This window comes from Nostoc favosum CHAB5714 (assembly GCF_020829495.1).
GTDB lineage: Bacteria > Cyanobacteriota > Cyanobacteriia > Cyanobacteriales > Nostocaceae > Nostoc > Nostoc favosum.
In genome coordinates, this window is the sequence record NZ_JAIVFQ010000022.1 from 60,758 (window position 1) to 80,787 (window position 20,030).

The window sequence follows — 20,030 nt, forward strand, 5'->3', positions numbered from 1 at the left end:
ATTATGACTAAGACGGGGAGTAGGGAGTGGGCTTGCCGTGAGCGTAGCCGAACGGGAGTGGCGAGTAGTGTAGTTCAACAAGAAAGGCAGGGGACAGTGGGCAGTATTCATGCTACCGTCTTCAAACAAATAGTTGCGTAAACTCATATATTAAATCCACCCTGCCCTTACGTAACATGGCTGGGTCTAATCTTTCAGTAGTGTTGCAAGTCATCAAGACAACTAAGCGTTGCTGCATCTGAATACCAGACTCATCAATTACACTCTGATACAAAGTGCCATCCAGCAAACTCAGAATGTGTTCGGTTTTGTTATTGTATTGCGCTACCTCGGAAGCACGATTTTGCGCTAGATTATCAGCTTCGTTAATAACGATACAGATACGTTCTATGTAAGTTGGTGGGACAAAGTTAGCGATCGCATCATGATCTAAAATAAAAATTACATACCCTAAAGGTACAAGAATTTCTTTTGCTACTGCCTGTGTCCAAACTGTTTTACCTGTACCTGGTTGCCCATGTACAACAACCGCTAACTGGTTTTGATTCAGAATCGCTTGTTGTACAGAATCAGTAAAGTTTTGGATATCTGCTGGAAATGTGCGAATGTTAAATTGACTGTGAACTTTGCCTACACGACTTTGATATCCACTCAGCATAACTGCTAAGTCGTAAGTAGCTTTGTTAATTAGTGGCGCGATATTTTTCGCCATTAAAGTATATTGTCGTCGCCCGCGATCGTAGGGATCAATTTGTAACCAAACGTCATGCTTCGCCCAGTAAGCATAAACAGTATTGATCACGTCTAAACGTTCCCAGCTAACAAATTTATCTATAGGAAAATAAAAATCTCTTTCTGAGTAATACTGGGTAATAATGTCGGGATTACCCAACACTCCTAAAACTCGCAATACAGTAATTTCTTGCAGTCGATTAAGAACATAATCAATGGGAATGCTACTACGACTGACAAATTGGACGATGGGCGTTTCCGTACTCAAAACATCTTTGTAGCGATGATCTGGTGATTGAGGATCTGGCGTGATGTAATTCCAAAACTTTTCAACTTCGTAGCGGGTATTATCAGATACAACATTTAGTAAATTAGCCCACCAAGCATAATTATTTCGTCCCAAAACATCAGCAACATTACTCGCTAAATTCAAACTTTTTTGAGTTAATTCGCGGGAGTCACTATACAACAGTTGCCACAAAAACCCCCAGTCTAATTCTCGGTTAAACGGTCGCCAACCGCTAGCAAGCAAGCTCTGGCGGGTATTATTTGTAGGAGTACCTTCATTACTTCTAAAATAGTCAAAATCCATATTTGTTTAGTTATACAGCGTTAATCGAGTTATTTTGTGTTAACTATGAGATTTTGAAAAATTGTTCTCATAATATTAACTAATTGCGTACAAATGGTAATTTTATTTTCACCGTGCTGTACTGGCTAGGAAACCTTTTTAATCTAACTCATTCTATATGTAATATAGTATATTACAAAACAACTACTTACGTCAACTTTTTTGGCAAAGCAATTGCTAAGTGGGAACTTACTTTTAGTTCTTGATGTAACTGCGCCATTTATCCATCTCTAGATGAAGACTAATATTATTTACGTAAATTAATAAAATACAGTATTAATTATTACCATAATTACAGAGAACTTTAATACCTATAAAATTTCTGGAATCGCTGTTATTTCATTCGATTTTCATTCGCTTTCACCTGTCCCAGCACCAATCTATTTCTAGTTGCCCAGGCACTTACCATTTGGATTTCACTTTGGTTGCTAGTTGTATCATAATAACCACATAAGATAAGGTTTTTCCATCTATAGCAATAACTTCACCCTCAGTTATTTTTTGCTAAGAGCTACCTTGTCTCTTTTTCAATATTTAGATGCGTCTGCCCTGGCATTGCTCTCTCTTCCTCTTCTAACTAACTCTACCTTTAGAAGGTTGCTTAATCAATTAAAAAGAAACTAATTTACATCTATAGTGGTAGTCTTTAACTGTCTAATTAAACAGTTTTTTTCCTTAAATGGGCTACTGTATATTTACGGGTTGTTAGCAAAAGTTACGCTTATTTACAATCAAATTGTTTATTTTGAAGCCAACTTGGTGTTAAGTTTATTGACTTGCTTGTTTATTAATCATAGGATTCTGATAAAAAAATAATATAAAATAATTAAATTTTTTCAGAGATTTTCTGTTTTGATTTTTTAATAATTACCACTAGCGATCGCTACATTAATAATGTTGTACCGAAAGCCAATAAACAAGTTGCAAAAATTCATCCAAAAACAGAGTTATTTACATATAGGGGTTTTCCTGGCAACTCTGTTGAGCATCATATTGTTCAGTTGGGTAGCACTCTCGCAGCAACCAGTTATCCTCAATCTGTTAATGACTGCCCCTGATGCCGAACCTTGGAGGCAGGGTTTAATTAGAGACTTCGAGGTCGAGAACCCAGGTATTCGCATTAACCTAGTTGAAGGGCCGAATGCCACAAATTTGCTCGAAGACCTGTACACCTCATCTTTTATCTTGGGTGAATCCCCTTATGACCTGATTAATATGGATGTCATTTGGACATCCAAGTTTGCTGCTGCTGGATGGTTGCTACCTTTAGGCGATCGCATTTCTAAAGAGGAGTTAGGAGCATTTTCATCCCAGGATGTAGAAGGGGGACGTTACCAAGACAAACTGTACCGCATTCCAGTGCGTTCCGACGTGGGAATGCTCTACTACCGAGAAGATTTAATCAAACAAGCAGGATTGAAACCGCCAGAAACCTTTGATGATTTGATCCGAATTTCCCAAGTCTTGCAAAAGAAAAAGCAGGTGAATTGGGGCTATGTTTGGCAGGGTCGCCAATATGAAGGACTTGTGGCGATGTTTGCAGAAGTTCTCGATGGCTTTGGTGGCTTCTGGGTTAATCCCGACACCCTCGAAGTTGGACTAGATCGACCAGAAACATTACGAGCTATTGAGTTTCTGCGTAGTACCGTTAGGGAGGGCGTTTCTCCTCCTGGAGTCACAACCTACCAAGAAGAAGATACCCGGCGCTTGTTTCAAAGTGGTCAAGTAGCATTTTTACGCAGTTGGCCCTATGCGTGGCCTTTAGCCCAGGCAGAAAATTCGCCAATCCGGGGCAAAATTGCGATTAAACCGATGGTTCATGCTCCTGGTAAGACGGGAGCGGCTTGTTTAGGGGGCTGGGGTTTAGGGATTGCTAAATCTTCTCAACATCCTGAAGAAGCTTGGAAAGCAATTCAGTATTTTACCAGTCGAGAAGCACAGCGCCGATTTATTTTCAGTGCAGGCTATGTGCCAAGTCGCCGGGATTTGTTTACAGACCCAGAGATTGTTGCTAAATACCCCCACTATCCGCAGTTATTTGAGGTCGTGGACAATGCAGTTTTACGTCCGCCGATCGCGCAATATGCTCAGACATCAGATATTTTGCAGCGTTATCTCAGCGCCGCATTATCCGGTCGGATGAATCCTGAACGAGCAATGCAAGCTGCTGCTGCTGAAACGCGGCGACTGCTGGGGGCAGGGGGCACACTTCGGCTGCGCTCAGTGACCAGGGGGCAGGGGGCAGGGGGAGTTAGAAGTTAAAGCATTGGCTTAAAGACTTGTTCATCCACCTCGGATACTCATTCATCCACCTCAAAGACTCATTAACGGAGTTCAAAGACTCATTCATCCACCTCAAAGACTCATTAACGGAGTTCAAAGACTCATTCATCCACCTCAAAGACTCATTAATGGAGTTCAAAGGCTCATTAATCCACCTCAAAGACTCATTAATGGAGTTCAAAGGCTCATTCATCCACCTCAAAGACTCATTAACGGAGTTCAAAGACTCATTAACAGAGTTCAAAATCCCCAATGCCCAATTCTCAATGCCTTATGACCAATGACCAATGACCAATGACAAATGACTAATGACTAATGACTAATGACAAATTTACATCCACTCAGAAGTCGAGAACAACAGACAGCCTGGATCTTATTAACACCCGCATTGCTGCTACTGTTGTTTGTATTTGCCTACCCAATTTTACGAGCATTTTGGTTAAGCGTATTTACTAGAAATCTGGGAACAGAGCTACAACCTGTATTCTCTGGTTTGGAAAATTATGTGCGGATGGCGGGGGATGGTCGTTTTTGGCAGAGTTTGTGGACGACAACGGTGTTCACAACAGCATCCGTAATCTCAGAACTACTGCTAGGACTGGGGGTTGCCCTAGTTCTCAACCAGGCGTTTTTTGGGCGGGGCATAGTGCGTACAACGGCGATTATACCTTGGGCTTTGCCTACTTCTCTGATTGGTCTGGCGTGGGCTTGGATTTTTAACGACCAGTTTGGGGTTGTCAACGATATTCTGCAGCGGTTGGGGCTGATTGAAACTGGGATTAACTGGTTAGGAGATCCAACGCTGGCGATGATAGCAGTGGTTTTTGCTGATGTTTGGAAAACTACGCCGTTTATCAGTATTCTGTTGCTAGCTGGTTTGCAGTCGATATCACAAGACCTCTATGAAGCTTACTCAGTCGATGGGGCAACTGCTTGGCAAAGCTTCCGCAATATTACTTTGCCACTGCTGCTGCCGCAAATCTTAATTGCAGTGCTATTTCGGTTTGCTCAAGCTTTTGGGATTTTCGACTTGATTGCTGTGATGACCGGGGGTGGCCCTGGTGGCGCTACGGAAGTGGTGTCATTATACATTTACTCCACGGTGATGCGCTACTTAGATTTTGGTTATGGAGCAGCCCTTGTAGTGGTGACATTTTTAATATTGATTGCGGCGGTGGCGATCGCTAGTTTCTTGCTTAACAAATACCGTGCCAAAACATCAGGAGCCATTTAACTCATGAGTGTAACTCCACAAGCAGTTCCAACGACTCCAAAACGAAAAGGAGAAACCAAGTTTTCTCTGAAAAAAATCTTGCTGCCCATAATAGTTGTATTAGTGGTGATATTCAGCCTAGCGCCAGCCTTATGGCAATTGCTGACCTCGTTTAAAGTCAATGAGGATATTGCCGCCGTTCCTACTGTCTATTTTCCCACGCGATTCACTTTCAATCACTACATTGAGTTATTCACCCGTCGCCCATTTTGGCGCTACATCTTCAACAGTGCCTTTGTATCGATTACTTCCACAGCTGTATCTTTAGCGATCGGCGCACCTGCGGCTTATGCCCTCGCACGGTTACGCCCTTGGGGTGAACGAGTTATCCTCGGCGGCGTTCTAATTGTTACCTTATTTCCTGGAATTCTTTTGTTCTTAGGATTGTTAGAAATTATCCAAGCGCTTAAACTCGGCAACAATTATCTGGCGCTGATTATACCCTATACTGCCATCAATTTGCCGCTAACAATTTTAGTACTTAGAAGCTTTTTTCAACAATTGCCAAAAGACTTGGAAGATTCCGCTAGGGTCGATGGCTATAACACCTTTCAACTACTATGGCAAATCGTGCTGCCCATGACCCTTCCCGCCTTAGTGACTACTGGAATCCTCACATTTATTTTTGCTTGGAACGAGTTTATTTTCGCTCTAACGTTTATGACCCGTGAAGAGTTGAAGACAATTCCCGTTGCTGCTGCTCAGTTGGGTGGTGCGACAATATATGAAATTCCCTACGGGCCGATCGCTGCTGCTACTGTCGTTGGGACATTACCCTTAATTTTACTAGTTTTGTTTTTCCAGCGCCGGATTGTCCAAGGTCTTACCGCTGGTGCTGTAAAAGGATAGAAATCAAAATGGCTAAACTCGAACTCAAAAACTTGAATAAAACCTATAATCCTAAAGTCATCCCTGTCAAAGACGTTAGTTTAACTGTAGATAACCATGAGTTTCTCACTTTACTTGGCCCTTCCGGCTGTGGCAAATCTACCGTCCTAAGAATGATTGCGGGTCTTGAAGAACCTACTCGCGGTCAGATCAAGATTGGGGAGGTGGATGTCACCTATAAACGAGCAAGCGATCGCAACATTGCAATGGTATTTCAAAGCTATGCACTCTATCCTCACATGACAGTGTACGAAAACCTCGCTTCTGGACTCAAGCTGAAAAAAGTACCACCTACAGAAATTAAACAGCGAGTGGCAGAAGTGGCAGAAATTTTAGGATTAGCAGAGTTAATGAACCGCAAGCCTGGTCAAATGTCTGGAGGTCAACGGCAACGGGTTGCTGTCGGTCGTGCTTTGGTGCGTAATGCTGATGTATACCTGCTGGATGAACCTTTAAGTAACCTGGATGCACTACTGCGGGAAAGAGTCCGAGCCGATATCAAGCAAATTTTTGCAGCACAAAAAGTGCCAGTTGTCTACGTCACCCACGACCAAACCGAAGCGATGACGCTCTCCACGAAAGTTGCATTGCTCAACGATGGATATGTCCAGCAACTTGACCCACCTGAGTGCATCTATAACCATCCAGCTAATCTATTTGTGGCTGGATTTGTTGGTAGTCCGCAAATGAATTTGCTAACTTTACCTTGTAAGGGACAATATGCGATCGTGGGTAACTTCCAAGTGCTTCTTCCAGATATACCAACAGTACCACCGCAGATTGTTCTGGGAATCCGCCCAGAAGATGTCCGCATTGCTCAACCAGGTGATACCCAAACTATCCAAGGGCGAGTATTTTTAGTGGAAAACTTGGGTATGCACTATTTAGTCAGTGTCAGGATTGAGGGTTCACAAACCGGAGCAATTACGGTACGTGCTTTGTTGCCAACAGACCAAAATTGGAGTGGCGAGGATATTACATTAGCATTGCCCCCTGAGGATATTCACTGGTTTGATGTTCAATCTGGCCATGCTCTTGTTAGGAGACAAATGTTAGGTGTCAGGAGCTAGTACCGCGAGACGGAAGTCAAAAGTTAACACTGAGCGACTTGCCTTGAGCCTGTCCTGAGCGCAATACGGTTCAGTTAAGCAAATTTATCTGTTAAGGCAGGCAGGGGGAGCAGGGGAGGCAGAGGAAGCAGGGGGAGAAAAAAAGCTTAACTGAACTGTATTGCACCACGTAGATAATTTCAAAAATCAAATACGATTCCTATATGTGCCTCTAGAAACGTATCTGTAGCAGAAATTTTATAAAATTTTAATAGAAGCTAAAAACCTATAAATCAGTTAATGTGACAGTAAATGTTGTCCATCCGTTACTGCTTTCTACTTGAATGTTTCCTTGCAGTTGTTCGACTAATTTCTGTACTATAGGTAAACCTAATCCCGAACCACCTTGATTCCAGATATCTGCATTGGGAACGCGATAAAATTTTTCAAAGATTCGTGGTAACTCTGTTAGCAAAATTTCTGCTGAATTACTGATAGTAATAATTGTTTTTGCAGGCGCTTCCAAGTAATTGTGACGTACACTTAAGACAATTTCACCACCTGCTGGTGTGTATTTACAGGCATTATTGAGCAATTCTACTAAGATTCGTTCCAAGCTAATACCATCTGAGAACAGCGACGGGAGATTTGAAGCGAGATTTATCTGTAGAGTTTGCTGATGTTCTTGAACACGGATTTGAAACGGCTCAATAACCCAAGGTAACCACTGTTGTAAGAGCAAGGAATCAGGTGTCATAACTGGATAGGATGAGCTTTCCAGCCGTTGTAAGTCTAGTAGATCGTTAATTAATCCTAGCTCGCGATCGCACTCGCCTTCCATCAACTGTAGATAGTGTTGAGCTTCCTCAGTACCAGGAGATAATTGTATCATTTGAATCATTAACTTTATATTACTCAGAGGCGATCGCAGTTCATGGGAAACTAAATTCAAAAAGTCATTTTTGAGTTGATTTATTTCCTCCCATTGCACCAGAAGTTGCTCTTGCTCAATTTGCTTTTGACGCGCCTCAATCGCTCGTTTGCGCTCAGTAATATCTCGAAAAACTAACACAGCACCTGTAATATTATCTTGATCATCTTTAATTGGTGCAACACTGTCATCAATTGGTATTTCTCCACCGTCTTTAGTAATCAGAATAGTTTCTGCTGGGAGACTGACAATAATACCATCTTGAAGGACTTTTATGATCGGGCTTTCAATAGAGTTATGAGTTTCTGCATTAGCAATATTAAATATTTCTGATGAATTTCTGCCACGAGCTTCATCCTGTTTCCATCCGGTTAGATTTTCAGCAACCGGATTCATAAAAGTTATCAATTCTTGCATATCGCTAGCAATCACACCATCGCTGATACTTCTTAAAAGTGCATCCAGCCATTTTTTATTTACCTTTAATTGCCTTTCTAAACCATGTTTAGTCAGACTTATTTCAATATTTGTTTGTAGTTCTCTTTCTTTAAAAGGTTTGATTAGGTAAGCAAAAGGCTCGGTTATCTTAGCTCGTTCCAATGTGTTTTCATCCGCATAAGCAGTCAAATAAATTACTGGAATATCCAAACGCTTATAGATTTCTTGGGCAGCTTCTATCCCGTCTATTGAGCCTTTTAGTTTAATATCCATTAGCACTAAATCGGGGGATATTTCTACTGCTTTATTAATCGCTTCTTCTCCTGAAGAAGCGATAGCAGGAACCGTGTAACCGAATTTTATAAGTCGATGCTGCAAATCTTTGGCAACAATAGCTTCATCTTCTACAACTAAAATTTTTGCCTTTGTCATATTTTAGTTATTTCATATTAATGTAAATTTCACCTGGCACTCTACTCCAATAGAACCTTGGATATCGATATCCCCTGCAATTTGATTGGTTAAAGCATCTACTAACTGCCAGCCTAATGAGGCCATATTTTTAAAACTGAAATTTGATGGTAAACCAATTCCATCATCACTAACTATAAGTGTAACCTGATGGTCAGTATTTTTGCTCATTTCGATATAAATCGTACCATTTCTACCTACTGGAAATGCATATTTTAAAGAATTAGATACAAGCTCATGGATAATTAAGCTACAAGGAATTGCTGTATCCAAACCGAGAAATACTTGCTCATCTATATTTATTCTCAGAGCGATCGCATCTCCGTTAACTTCATAAGCACTAAATAAACTTGCTACCAAATCTCGAATATATTCACCAAAATTAATCCTTGCTAAGTCTTGAGACTGATACAATTTTTCGTGAACTAAAGCCATTGATGCAATTCGCTGCTGGCTTTGTTTGAATATTACCAAATCGTCCTTATCTTTGATATAAGCAGATTGCAAGCTTAACAGACTAGAAATAACCTGTAAATTATTTTTGACCCGATGATAAATTTCTTTTAATAACACCTCTTTTTCTAAAAGTGATGCTTGGATTTGCTCCTCCCACTGCTTGCGATCGCGCTGCGCGGCAATTCGTTCGCTAATGTCTTCGACCACAGAAATAAAATACTTTGGCTCCCCAGTAGATTCGCGCATTAAAGATACGGTGAGATTAACCCAAACTATGGAGCTATCTTTGCAGAAATAGCGCTTTTCTATCGAATAAGTTTGAATATTATTTGCTAAAATCTGCTCAACATATTTCAGGTCGGCGTTAAGATCATCTGGGTGAGTAATATCTTGGAAAGTTAGCAACTGTAGTTCTTCGGGTGTATAACCGACAATATCGCAAAGCCTCTGGTTAACTAACAACCACCTTCCATCTATAGCTACATGGGCGATGCCAACAGCAGCTTGATGGAATGCAGCACGGAATCGCTGTTCGCTTTCTCGCAATGCTTCTTCTATTCGCTGGCGCTCAGTAATTTCTGCCTGTAGTGATTGATTAATTCTTGTTAGCTCTGCTGTGCGTAGCTCAACCTTGCTTTCTAGTTGGTTAAGTAGGCTATTTAGTACCTCCTCTGCTTGCTTGCGCTCAGTGATGTCAGTATGTGAGCCTACCATCCGCACTACGTTACCATCTTCATCCCACAGTGCTTGACCTCGATCCAAAATCCATTTGTAAGTGCCATCTTTACATAAAAATCGATACTCGATAGTGTAAAACGGTGTTTTCTGAGCAAAATGCTCTTGAACTGCTTGTGTCACCCAGTCAAGATCATCAGGATGCACTCGTGTCAGGCATTCATCTAAATAGTTAGAAATTTCCTGCTCTTCGTAACCGAGCATTTCCTTCCAGCGAACCGAGAAGAACACTTCATTGGTTTTAACATTCCAGTCCCAAATTCCATCATTATTGCCGCGCAAAGCTAATTGCCAACGTTGTTCACTTTCCCTCAACACCTCCTCAGTCCGTATGCGTTCAGCAATCTCCTTTGCTAGTTGGGAGTTTGCAGCCTCTAGTTGGGTATGACTCAGTAGACCCAGTGCCTGGGGTATTAATGGCACAAGTTCTATGGCTGTCAATACTGAGATAAAAGCGGTGATAGCTTTAATTAATCCTGATAGCCAATAGGTAGGGTACCAAAGCGTCCACACATCCATTAAATGGGTTGTGCCACAAGCAACGATAAATATGCCAAACATCAGGAACATCCAGCCGAAAGGCACATCTCGCCGTTTACGGACAAAATAAATCAACATTACTGGAATTGAATAATAAGCAAGTCCAGTTAACACATCTGAAACCAGATGCAACCATACCAATCCTGGCTTCCAGAGGTAGCAATGTCCGTGAGGAATAAACTGGCTAGTAGAGAAAAAATTATTTAAAAATTCCATCATAAAAACTTAATACACAGCACAAGTCTTCACCAAAGCCCGAAGTCTGAAGGAAGAGGTTTTGAGCCTAAGACCTCTGTAGACGTGCAGATGCCTAGAGAGTGGCTTCTGATACTCTAAAAAAAAACACGTTCGGCGTTTGTCAGAGCTTTCCCGTACTGGCATTAGGCTAGTACAGAATAGCAGTTGCGGCTTCTACATCCTTTATCTGTCATCCTTTCTGAGCTTTTTAAGCTGATAATGTAAGGTTTATTGAAATAAAAGTACCGCGATCGCTTTGATTTTTGTTACCGTAGATTCTCTGAAATGAATTCTTTATATATATAAATGCCTTTAAAAAAACACAGTAATATTTCGCTCATATAAAATAACTAGTACTGAATTTTTAAGTATATTTTCGGTTTAATAGCTTTCAAATTTCTGTATACTACGTAAAAATTATAAAAGTTCGGTTCCCCATGATTCACACCATACGGTGATAGCTACTTTTGACTTAGTGGCACGCTGACGAATCTCCTTCTCTTGGGGGTCACTACAGACAATGACCAAATGAACTCAGGAATTTTGCCAAGGATGTTCAAATACAATACGCTTGGGTTAAGAAGAATGCTACGTTGGGTTGAACATTCGTGTTACCCAACAAAGGCTTGATCATATTGGGTTTCGTTCCTCAACCCAACTTACACTAGTTTTATTTTTTAGCCTTAACCCAAGCGTATTGTGTTCAAATATTAATCTAAGTAAATCGGCGCGGAAAACTAACTATCTAAACATAAATAAATACACCAGGTTACTGAAGATATGGGCGCTCGTCTAAGAGTATTTCTAGTGTTAGCATAAATTTACGCTAACACTTTTTATTTGTCCAAAGTCCAATAACGATCGCTCACGACAACAAAATTTTAGATATTGCAGTTCGCCTGAGCCATTTGGAAGATGCTAGATGCTTCTCTGGTCAAAGAAGTTTCGTGATATACCAAATGTATGAGAACTAAACGCTAGTATATTCTGAATATATCTTTGGGAATACCATTTTAGTTTAATGTTCGTACAGCCAGTAGAGAAGCAGAAGGGAAAGAATTTGTATCAGTCATTAAGTGAGATGAGATAACAAACTAACTGACAATAAAAATATTCCTTAAGTCTAATGTAAGACACACCTGAAGTATGAACTTATAAATTCTCAGGTGAAATAGGATTGTAAAGTAGCTAACAAATCATTGAATTCATTATGATTGGTACGAAATTTTATGGTTAAAGATTTTGTTTTTTGTCTACAAGAAGCAGCTTTATACTTTATATCCAAAAAATACGGGCCACATAAAGATCCTTCTGAATGCTTTGTGAACCCTCCCTGCGGATGTGCCAATCCTGGGCAAAATTCCCAGTGTGAGGATTGTGCTTATCTTGAAGCCTGCTTGTCTGATTGCAAGCTCCAAAAAGTTTCATTATCTTCACATTCATAAACTAACTTTAATGCCAAATTAATTCCTGCGATAGAATTGATTTTACTCTTATGGTAGAAGTCAGGCAAAAAACTAGCAGCTATCCTGAATAAGAATAACAAAATAACTCACAATAAGTAATTAAAAATTATGATGCAAGTGAATGTAATTTTATTAAAAAAAAATATTGTTATTCCTTGTCGTTGTGAACAAACGACTTTGTTGCTGGGTTCACAACTATATCAGGAATTAGTAATTACTGATTATGAATTAGTTTGAATCTGACGAATAGTTAAGTTGTTGTATGTGAGAGCTTAAAATGCTTTCAAATTTCCAAAATAAATTAGGTTAAAGACTCCTCAATCTGTCTTGTGAAAATTTCCCTAATTTAGCAGTGGATTGAGTAGACAATATCGGTTTTGAAAATCAACGACAGAAATCTAGAACATAATAGGAACCATAACTATGAAGCCTTTTGATTTATCTAAAACTGTTTTGGCTACTGTCTTTGCCATCAGTTTCGCTTCTTTATCCTTATCTCCTTCTGTTTCTGCCCAAAGCGGAAGCTCCGGCAGTGGAGGCTCCAGTGCTGGTAGTAGCTCAAGTGGTACAGGTACTGGCACTACAGGCAGCGGTGGTACAACAGGCAGTGGTACAACAGGCACTGGAACTACAGGCAGTGGTACAACAGGCACTGGAACTACAGGTACTGGCACTACAGGCACTGGAACTACAGGTAGTGGTACAACAGGCACTGGAACTACAGGTACTGGCACTACAGGTAGTGATACAACAGGCGGTGGTATAGGTAGTGGCACTACAGGTACTGGAACTACAGGCACTGGAACTACAGGTACTGGCACTACAGGTACTGGCACTACAGGTAGTGATACAACAGGCGGTGGTATAGGTAGTGGCACTACAGGCACTGGAACTACAGGCACTGGCACTACAGGTAGTGATACAACAGGTGGTGGTATAGGCACTGGAACTACAGGTACTGGAACTACAGGTACTGGCACTACAGGCACTGGCACTACAGGTAGTGATACAACAGGTAGTGGCACTACAGGCACTGGAACTACAGGTACTGACACTACAGGTACTGACACTACAGGTACTAATAGGAATATAGGCGTCGCAGCTTCCGAAAGAACTAGCGATCGCGGTTTCGATTGGGGTTGGCTAGGTTTACTTGGTCTAGCTGGTTTAGCAGGTCTGGCTCGTAATCGGGAAAAAGTCCGGGCTTATAGCGATCCTAATGAAGTAACAGGTACTCGTTCTAGATAGTATTCACCACACTGTAAGAGCCGTACAACTGTTATTTGTTTCAACTTCAGGCTATTGGCTATTACAGTGGTTTGAGGACATGTGTAGGGGCACAATATATTGAATATTGATATTGCGCCCTTGCAATCGCACACCAGTTCGCTCAAGTCGAGCTACTGCCTTGCCCAATGAAGATTACATTTGCTAAAACTTGTATTTTTGTTAACTCACGCACAAGGCGTTGAGCTTGATGTTTATAAAGTGGTATCGGCAACACTCTAGGCAAACTATTGATCCATTGCCTAGCAGTAGCGGAACTACATCCCGTAATCAAGACTATTTCTTGGGCGCCATATATAATAGCATTTGTAGTTAGAGCTTTTTCAATCCGCACCTGCCAAAGGCGAGGCAGCATTTCACCCCATTCAATTCGCTGCAAACTACTGCTTGTGGCTAAAACAATTAAGCTTACAAGCTCCTGTAACTCATCATTTGCGTAATTCCTTGAATTAGAGTCCCCAATCCCAGTCCTTCTTCACGACAGTAAACTAGCAGAATTTACGTCTAAAAATAATGTCGCTTGGGATTGTTGACGGAGAATAGAAGCAGGACAGTCTGTACTTATAGCTACTTCCAACATCTCTTTTACCACATTCGCTTTACGTGTTTCTGGAGCCAGACAAAGAATTTTTTTAGCTGAACAAATCGTTGGGATGGTGACAGTAAAAGCATATTGTGGGACAGTTTCTAGATTTGGAAAGTGACCTGTGCTTACTTGTTGCTGACGGTTCACTGTATCCAGTTTCGCAAGTTTCACACTGTAAGGATCTTGAAAATTTGCTACTGCTGGATCGTTAAAAGCCAAATGTCCATTTTCGCCAACACCAAGACAGCATAAGTCAATTGGTTGTGCAAGGAGTAGTTTAGTGTAGCGATCGCACTCTGCCACTGGTTGCAATGTATCACCTTCTATATAGTGAAATACTTTAGGAACAACCCGCTTCTCTACACGTTCTCGCATATAGCGCCGGAAACTCGCAGAATGGTCAGCAGTAATTCCCAAATATTCATCTAGATGGAACAGAATAATTCTTGACCAATCTACACCACCCAATGCAATCAAAGCATCGAGAAATTTGAGTTGGGAGTTACCTGTTGCTAACAATACAGATACTGTCTCCTGTTGCTTGAGAACTGACTGTAAATGCTTTTGCGCGATTTCGGCAACATCCTGGGCCATTTCGACTTCAGAGTTGTAAATCTGCACTAGTAAATCATCAACGCGAAAAAAGTTTGTAGCGGCTAGCATTTTGCTTACACAGAAGGTTATCAATTATACGGTAGTTTCTTAAGAAGCTCTACCTGTCTGCCCTTATATGTCCTATCTAGTATAGATTTTAGAATTTAGCGCGACTTTTTGCCCTGTATTGACGAAGGAACAATCACTAAGGACAAGAGATCCCCCAACCCCCTTAAAAAGCTGATTTTTCACGTTATGTGAAAAAGTCCACGAAAACCTAACCCCCTAACCCCCTTCCCGAAACGGGAAGGGGGAAAATTCAAAGTCTCTCTCCTTAAAGGAAGAGAGAAATAGAAGTGAGGTTTTTCAGATACCGTGAAAAGTCAGCTTAAAAAGGGGCTTTTAGTTTCCCCCTTTTTAAGGGGAGCCAGCACGGTCTTGGGGTCTCCCCAAGTGGAGCGACTGGCGTGGGTTAGGGGGGATCAAGGTTTCAAGTTTTCACCGCGTAATTCCTATAAGGGCAAAAAAACGATGTAAACTATTTAAATTAAGTTAACAATTATTTACATTTTACCCAAAAATCATGCTGGCTGCAATTCTCTTTGACCTAGACGGCACTATTGTCAACACTGACCCTATACACTACCGAGCTTGGCGGGAAATGCTGTTAAATTACAGCATAGAAATTGACGAAACATTTTATAAATCCCGAATTAGTGGGCGGCTAAATCCAGAAATCGTTAAGGATATTCTGCCACAATTATCAACAGCAGAAGGGCTAAAATTTGCAGATGAAAAAGAGGCGCTTTTCCGCAAACTCGCCCCGCATCTAAAACCGTTGAGTGGATTTTCTGAACTACTTGCATGGACAGAGACACATCAGTTAAAGCGGGCATTAGTAACTAATGCCCCTAGATTAAATGCAGAATTTATGCTAGAGGTTTTAGGAATAAAAGAAGCTTTCCATACAGTTGTTTTAGCGGATGATTGTATTGCAGGTAAACCTGACCCTGCACCCTACCAAGTCGCCCTGAATAAGTTGGGGATTACAGCAGAGGAAGCGATCGCTTTAGAAGACTCTCCCTCTGGTATTCATTCGGCGGTGAGCGCAGATATCCGCACTATTGGCATCGCCTCCACCCATGATCCGCAAGTATTACAGGAAGTCGGCGCATTTATAGCAATTCCAGATTTTACTGATTTACAGTTGTGGACATTGCTCAACTCACTCATCGAGCCAGATTTAAGTGCGATCGCTTCTAACTTATAAGCGCAAAATCTTAGAACATCAAGAGTAGAGACGCGAATTTGCTAACTCGTCTCTACTTATTTTTCCGCAAGAATCGCGTAAATTTCCCGTTTAACTTGCTCTAGAAGCTCACGCACCCGATTTATACGCTCCATATTGCCACTACGAGCAACCTGCACCACAACAGCAGCTAATTCTGTTGCAGCATTCCGCAACTCAATAAACTCTTGAGGCTTACCTTTCACGAAACTTTTGAAGGTATCCCAAGGAGAGTCTAAAGTTTCTTGTTGGGCACGCTCTGCCAATAATTGTCTACCTTCATCGGTGATCGTGTAAATCCGCTTGCCACCTTCCTGTGCGCTCTTGAGATAACCACCTTCCTCCAGCAATTGGAGTGTTGGATATACTGAGCCAGGACTGAGGCGACGGAAACCACCATAGCGAGTTTCCGCATCTTTAATTAGGTCGTAACCATGACTAGGATGCTCGGATAACAATTCCAGCAGGATGAACTTGATGTCACCCCGACGAGTCCGATATTCATCTCCCCAACCACGACCAAACATTTCATTGCCAAAGTGTTTGTCATGATCTCTACCATGATGCTTGCCATGCCCAAACCAAGACCTGACAAGCAATGAATCATCTTCGTTAACTCCTGCCCATGCAGGTGCGCCAAAACGTGACCGAAAGTGTCTAAACATAAATGAATCTCAAATCAACTTTCTCTACTATACGATATATCGGAATATATCACGATATATCGGAATAGAATTTTGATGAAGATTTTTGAAGTAAGCAATTTTGCTAACATTACAAGCGATGCCTGCGGCGGGCTGCGCCAAAGCAAACGATCAAGGCTCAGATAGTCTACGCTTAGGGACTTCCAGAAAAGAAATCATCCAATTTACTCAGATAATATTTTTCTTTCTCCCCCTGCCCCCTACTCCCTGCCCCCTGCCTACACCGCGATAGGATATTTTTTTAGTTGGAAGTCCCTTAGGCTGTGCGTAAACGTTCAATATCCCTGATCGGCGGCGCACCAAACATGCGGGAATATTCGCGGCTGAACTGTGATTGGCTCTCATAACCCACCTGATAGGCAGCAGTGGCCGCATCGGAGTTTTCGGCAAGCCCATTCTAACGCTAGAGAATATCCATAATAAATAGACAGATGGCACATTGAATAGGAAGTGGGCATTGGGCATGGTTATTCTTTTTGTCCCCTTGTCTTCCTTATCCCCCTCATCTCCCCCTGTTCCCTCTGCTCCCTGCTTCTTCCCCACTCTCTCTTTTGGTAACAGCGATCGCTGCAATTATCCCGCCCCAGAGTAGCCATAAAAAAATACTTATATTATTAATTGTAGTTTATTAGACCTCTTGCAAAAGTCGTTTAGGAAGATTCCGTTTGAGGGAGGCGAAGCTCGTAATTGTACAGAGCGGCGATCAGATTAAACCTCAAACTAAATCTTTTTCGACGATTTATATAAGTAAGTGACAGTATTTTAAATACCTTGAGTTTACCTATAACTCGAACTTTGGCTAACTCTTGATTCATTTTTTTATCCTCATCACTCAACTTACCACTATGAGGGTTTCTTTTTAGGAATCTGACTATTGCTATGCAGTTTTTGAATACCTTGATAACCTTTATCTCCTAAGCACTTTATATCTTTTTTAAACTAACTTTACTATTTTTCAATATACGAAAATCATGCTCTCTACCTTTCCCATGAGCGGTGCAGATGATTTGACCATTCGCTTGGTCTACCACTACTTGTGACTTCAGCGTATGCTGTTTCTTTTTACCACTGTAGAACAGATGAATGTTTTTTTTAGGGCGTTAAATCGGACTTTCTGTAACATTCTTAAAAAATTTCTCCTAAAAATCAATTATCCAGTAAAAATACGTATGCGTATTTAACTCTTCTAACTATATGAATAGTAGAATTAGCCCATACAGGAGAAGACAGTGACACTCTTAAACCAAGCTCAAGTAGAGCAGCTAAAGGAAATAACTACACACTTGCGACAAGTAAGACAACAAAAATCTATATGCATAGAAGAAATAGCTGCAAGAACACTCATTAGAGCAGGTGTTTTGCAAGCTTTAGAAGAAGAACGATTTGAACAATTGCCTGAACCTATTTTTGTTCAAGGATTCATCCGTCGCTATGGAGATGCTTTAGGACTGGATGGAAATGCTTTATCACATACTCTTATAAGTAATGTAGTCTGCCAAGACTCCAAGAATGATCATAAGAATTCAGACAACAAATCAAATACGTATATACCTCTTGTTGTTACCTACATTCTCTTATTAGTCGTTGCATCTGCTGGTCTTTTATATACACTTAATCCACCACAAATTACATCTGAATCCCCGACTCCAGAAGTCAATAGTCAACAGTCAATGGTTAGTAATCAGTGAGTAGGGAGTGGGGAGTGGGGAGTGGGGGGATGAGGGAGCAGGGGGAGCAGGGGAGGCAGAATAAGAAGTACTGATTACTGAACCATGCCCAATGCCCAATGCCCAATGCCCAATGCCCAATGCCCAATGCCCAATGCCCAATGCCCAATGCCCAATTCCCAATTCCCATTTTCAAGATATTTGCGGTTTACGCAGATGCCAACTAGTAGATTGCTCATAAGCATAAGCGACTTGAAACAGTAGGTCTTCTCGCAGGACATTGCCAATTAGCTGTAATCCTATCGGTAGCCCCTGATCATCAAAACCACATGGCAAACTTAAACTAGGTAAACCAGCAAGATTCACAGGAATAGTCATCAAGTCAGTTAAATACATGCTCAAGGGGTCAGTAGTTTTTTCCCCTGCTTTGAATGCTGTAGTGGGAGATGTAGGACAAACTAACACATCAACTAAGCCAAAAGCCTTTTCAAAGTCTTGCTTAATCAGGGTGCGGACTTTTTGCGCTTTCAGGTAGTAAGCATCGTAATAGCCAGCCGAAAGTGCGTAAGTGCCGATCATAATCCGGCGTTTGACTTCTGTACCAAAACCAGTGGCACGGGTACGAGTGTACATTGATAGCAGATTATCCGCATCAGGGGCGCGGTAACCATATTTAACGCCATCGTAACGAGCTAGGTTTGCTGACGCTTCTGATGGGGCGATGATGTAGTAGGTGGGTAAGCCATAGCGAAAGGTGGGACAGGAAATTATATGAATTTCCGCTCCCAAACTTTGTAGTTGATCTACTGCTTTGGTAACAGCTTCTTCCACTACAGAGTCTAAACCTTCACCAAAAGTTTCTTTGATGATCCCAATTCTTAGCTGACCTCTGGGTTTGAAGTCTGGTTTTAAGCTGTCGCCGTAGTTGGGAATGGCAACTTTGAGGCTGGTAGAGTCTTTGGGATCATGACCTGCGATCGCACTTAATAATATTGCCGCATCTTCCACTGTGTTTCCAAATGGCCCAATTTGATCCAAAGAGGAAGCGTAAGCCACCAGACCATAACGGGAAACCAAACCATAAGTGGGTTTCATTCCTACCACACCGCAAAAAGATGCAGGTTGCCGAATCGAACCGCCAGTATCAGAACCGAGAGCAACCACACATTCTTGAGCCGCCACCGCCGCAGCAGAACCCCCCGAAGAACCACCAGGAACTCGTGACAAATCCCAAGGATTAGCCGTGACTTGGTAGGCAGAGTTTTCTGTGGAACTACCCATCGCAAACTCATCCAAGTTGGTTTTGCCTACCATTACCGCCCCGGCATCTGCCAGTTTTTGCGTAGCTGTTGATTCATAAGGCGGCACGAAATTTTCCAAAATTCGGGAGGCGCAGGTGGTAGGAATTCCCTTAGTACATAAATTGTCCTTGATCCCAACAGGAATGCCTGCTAGCAGCCCAATTTCTTCTCCCGCAGCAATTTTCGCATCCACAGCACCTGCCTGCTCTAATGCCCGTTCTGCGGTAATACATAAAAAGCTGTGCAATTTCGGCTCTAACGCTTGAATGCGCTCTAAAGCTTCTTGGGTAATTTCAACGGCAGAACGTTCTTTCTTAACCAGCTGTTGGTGCAACTCGCGGATGGATGCCATGATTGCTCTCTTTGTGACTCAAGTCATTGATTTTAGTACATATTGGCCGATATTGGGTATTGGGTATTGGGTATTAGTCATTAGTCATTAGTCATTAGTCATTAGTCATTAGTCATTAGTC

At 41.6% G+C, this 20,030-nt stretch carries 17 protein-coding genes and 2 pseudogenes; 8 read left to right on the forward strand and 11 right to left on the reverse strand.

Annotated features, from left to right (window positions below):
* The first annotated feature begins 3 nt into the window (after positions 1-3).
* A complete protein-coding gene (locus tag LC586_RS16650; protein WP_229485876.1) occupies positions 4-141 on the forward strand; it encodes a hypothetical protein in 138 nt (45 codons plus the stop codon).
* Here the strand turns inward: LC586_RS16650 and LC586_RS16655 are convergent.
* Positions 122-1,324, reverse strand: a complete 1,203-nt coding sequence (locus tag LC586_RS16655; protein ID WP_229485877.1) for an AAA family ATPase — start codon at positions 1,322-1,324, stop codon at positions 122-124. The two genes, LC586_RS16650 and LC586_RS16655, sit on opposite strands and share 20 nt — an antisense overlap.
* A gap of 353 nt (positions 1,325-1,677) precedes the next feature.
* A pseudogene (locus LC586_RS16660) lies at positions 1,678-1,864 on the reverse strand (ISAs1 family transposase); the annotation flags it as partial.
* A gap of 393 nt (positions 1,865-2,257) precedes the next feature.
* On the opposite strand from LC586_RS16660, the gene LC586_RS16665 reads away from it, so the two are divergent.
* A complete protein-coding gene (locus tag LC586_RS16665) occupies positions 2,258-3,625 on the forward strand; it encodes an ABC transporter substrate-binding protein (protein WP_229485878.1) in 1,368 nt (455 codons plus the stop codon).
* Here the strand turns inward: LC586_RS16665 and LC586_RS16670 are convergent.
* The gene (locus tag LC586_RS16670) at positions 3,615-3,899 is read right to left on the reverse strand and encodes a hypothetical protein (RefSeq protein ID WP_229485879.1); all 285 of its coding nucleotides are present in this window, start codon (positions 3,897-3,899) and stop codon (positions 3,615-3,617) included. The genes LC586_RS16665 and LC586_RS16670 overlap by 11 nt on opposite strands.
* Positions 3,900-3,968: 69 nt before the next feature.
* Between LC586_RS16670 and LC586_RS16675 the strand changes: the two genes are divergently transcribed.
* Genes LC586_RS16675 through LC586_RS16685 form a run of 3 tightly spaced genes read left to right on the forward strand, consistent with a single transcriptional unit; the run spans position 3,969 to position 6,877 of the window.
* Positions 3,969-4,880, forward strand: a complete 912-nt coding sequence (locus LC586_RS16675) for a carbohydrate ABC transporter permease (RefSeq protein WP_229485880.1) — start codon at positions 3,969-3,971, stop codon at positions 4,878-4,880.
* 3 nt (positions 4,881-4,883) lie between these two features.
* A complete protein-coding gene (locus LC586_RS16680) occupies positions 4,884-5,768 on the forward strand; it encodes a carbohydrate ABC transporter permease (RefSeq protein ID WP_229485881.1) in 885 nt (294 codons plus the stop codon).
* Between the two features lie 8 nt (positions 5,769-5,776).
* The gene (locus LC586_RS16685; RefSeq protein WP_229485882.1) at positions 5,777-6,877 is read left to right on the forward strand and encodes an ABC transporter ATP-binding protein; all 1,101 of its coding nucleotides are present in this window, start codon (positions 5,777-5,779) and stop codon (positions 6,875-6,877) included.
* A gap of 265 nt (positions 6,878-7,142) precedes the next feature.
* Here the strand turns inward: LC586_RS16685 and LC586_RS16690 are convergent, their stop codons facing one another.
* Positions 7,143-8,657, reverse strand: a complete 1,515-nt coding sequence (locus LC586_RS16690) for a hybrid sensor histidine kinase/response regulator (protein ID WP_229485883.1) — start codon at positions 8,655-8,657, stop codon at positions 7,143-7,145.
* Positions 8,658-8,669: 12 nt separating this feature from the next.
* Entirely contained in the window at positions 8,670-10,646 is a 1,977-nt protein-coding gene (locus tag LC586_RS42650) for a PAS domain S-box protein (protein ID WP_229485884.1), read from the reverse strand.
* Positions 10,647-12,553: 1,907 nt separating this feature from the next.
* Between LC586_RS42650 and LC586_RS42655 the strand changes: the two genes are divergently transcribed.
* Positions 12,554-13,378, forward strand: coding sequence for a WGxxGxxG-CTERM domain-containing protein (locus tag LC586_RS42655; RefSeq protein ID WP_438822909.1), 825 nt, complete (start codon positions 12,554-12,556; stop codon positions 13,376-13,378).
* Positions 13,379-13,520: 142 nt separating this feature from the next.
* Here LC586_RS42655 and LC586_RS16710 read toward each other — a convergent pair whose 3' ends face one another.
* Complete coding sequence (locus tag LC586_RS16710) at positions 13,521-13,796, reverse strand: hypothetical protein (RefSeq protein ID WP_229485886.1); 276 nt, start codon at positions 13,794-13,796, stop codon at positions 13,521-13,523.
* Between the two features lie 96 nt (positions 13,797-13,892).
* On the reverse strand, positions 13,893-14,666 hold the full coding sequence (locus LC586_RS16715) for a glucosamine-6-phosphate deaminase (protein WP_229485887.1): 774 nt from the start codon (positions 14,664-14,666) through the stop codon (positions 13,893-13,895).
* A gap of 514 nt (positions 14,667-15,180) precedes the next feature.
* Between LC586_RS16715 and LC586_RS16720 the strand changes: the two genes are divergently transcribed.
* Positions 15,181-15,867: an HAD family hydrolase gene (locus LC586_RS16720; protein ID WP_229485888.1), complete on the forward strand. Its 687-nt coding sequence runs from the start codon at positions 15,181-15,183 to the stop codon at positions 15,865-15,867.
* A gap of 56 nt (positions 15,868-15,923) precedes the next feature.
* Here LC586_RS16720 and LC586_RS16725 read toward each other — a convergent pair whose 3' ends face one another.
* From LC586_RS16725 to LC586_RS41905, 3 genes and pseudogenes are all read right to left on the reverse strand, one after another.
* Entirely contained in the window at positions 15,924-16,550 is a 627-nt protein-coding gene (locus LC586_RS16725) for a PadR family transcriptional regulator (RefSeq protein WP_229485889.1), read from the reverse strand.
* 295 nt (positions 16,551-16,845) lie between these two features.
* Positions 16,846-16,959 (reverse strand): annotated as a pseudogene (locus LC586_RS16730) (AraC family transcriptional regulator CmrA); the annotation flags it as partial.
* Between the two features lie 553 nt (positions 16,960-17,512).
* Entirely contained in the window at positions 17,513-17,674 is a 162-nt protein-coding gene (locus LC586_RS41905) for a transposase family protein (RefSeq protein WP_369010526.1), read from the reverse strand.
* 144 nt (positions 17,675-17,818) lie between these two features.
* Here LC586_RS41905 and LC586_RS16735 point away from each other — a divergent pair, with 144 nt between their 5' ends.
* Entirely contained in the window at positions 17,819-18,277 is a 459-nt protein-coding gene (locus tag LC586_RS16735; protein ID WP_229485890.1) for a helix-turn-helix domain-containing protein, read from the forward strand.
* Positions 18,278-18,448: 171 nt separating this feature from the next.
* Here the strand turns inward: LC586_RS16735 and gatA are convergent, their stop codons facing one another.
* On the reverse strand, positions 18,449-19,909 hold the full coding sequence (gene gatA / locus LC586_RS16740) for an Asp-tRNA(Asn)/Glu-tRNA(Gln) amidotransferase subunit GatA (protein WP_229485891.1): 1,461 nt from the start codon (positions 19,907-19,909) through the stop codon (positions 18,449-18,451).
* Between the last annotated feature and the right edge of the window lie 121 nt (positions 19,910-20,030).

What these genes read in the sequence shown, in the direction of transcription:
- LC586_RS16650 (WP_229485876.1), top strand. Translation starts at nt 4, where the DNA reads ATGACTAAGACGGGGAGTAGGGAGTGGGCTTGCCGTGAGCGTAGCCGA.
- LC586_RS16655 (WP_229485877.1), bottom strand. Translation starts at nt 1,324, where the DNA reads ATGGATTTTGACTATTTTAGAAGTAATGAAGGTACTCCTACAAATAAT.
- LC586_RS16665 (WP_229485878.1), top strand. Translation starts at nt 2,258, where the DNA reads ATGTTGTACCGAAAGCCAATAAACAAGTTGCAAAAATTCATCCAAAAA.
- LC586_RS16675 (WP_229485880.1), top strand. Translation starts at nt 3,969, where the DNA reads ATGACAAATTTACATCCACTCAGAAGTCGAGAACAACAGACAGCCTGG.
- LC586_RS16680 (WP_229485881.1), top strand. Translation starts at nt 4,884, where the DNA reads ATGAGTGTAACTCCACAAGCAGTTCCAACGACTCCAAAACGAAAAGGA.
- LC586_RS16685 (WP_229485882.1), top strand. Translation starts at nt 5,777, where the DNA reads ATGGCTAAACTCGAACTCAAAAACTTGAATAAAACCTATAATCCTAAA.
- LC586_RS16690 (WP_229485883.1), bottom strand. Translation starts at nt 8,657, where the DNA reads ATGACAAAGGCAAAAATTTTAGTTGTAGAAGATGAAGCTATTGTTGCC.
- LC586_RS42650 (WP_229485884.1), bottom strand. Translation starts at nt 10,646, where the DNA reads ATGATGGAATTTTTAAATAATTTTTTCTCTACTAGCCAGTTTATTCCT.
- LC586_RS42655 (WP_438822909.1), top strand. Translation starts at nt 12,554, where the DNA reads ATGAAGCCTTTTGATTTATCTAAAACTGTTTTGGCTACTGTCTTTGCC.
- LC586_RS16715 (WP_229485887.1), bottom strand. Translation starts at nt 14,666, where the DNA reads ATGCTAGCCGCTACAAACTTTTTTCGCGTTGATGATTTACTAGTGCAG.
- LC586_RS16720 (WP_229485888.1), top strand. Translation starts at nt 15,181, where the DNA reads ATGCTGGCTGCAATTCTCTTTGACCTAGACGGCACTATTGTCAACACT.
- LC586_RS16725 (WP_229485889.1), bottom strand. Translation starts at nt 16,550, where the DNA reads ATGTTTAGACACTTTCGGTCACGTTTTGGCGCACCTGCATGGGCAGGA.
- gatA (WP_229485891.1), bottom strand. Translation starts at nt 19,909, where the DNA reads ATGGCATCCATCCGCGAGTTGCACCAACAGCTGGTTAAGAAAGAACGT.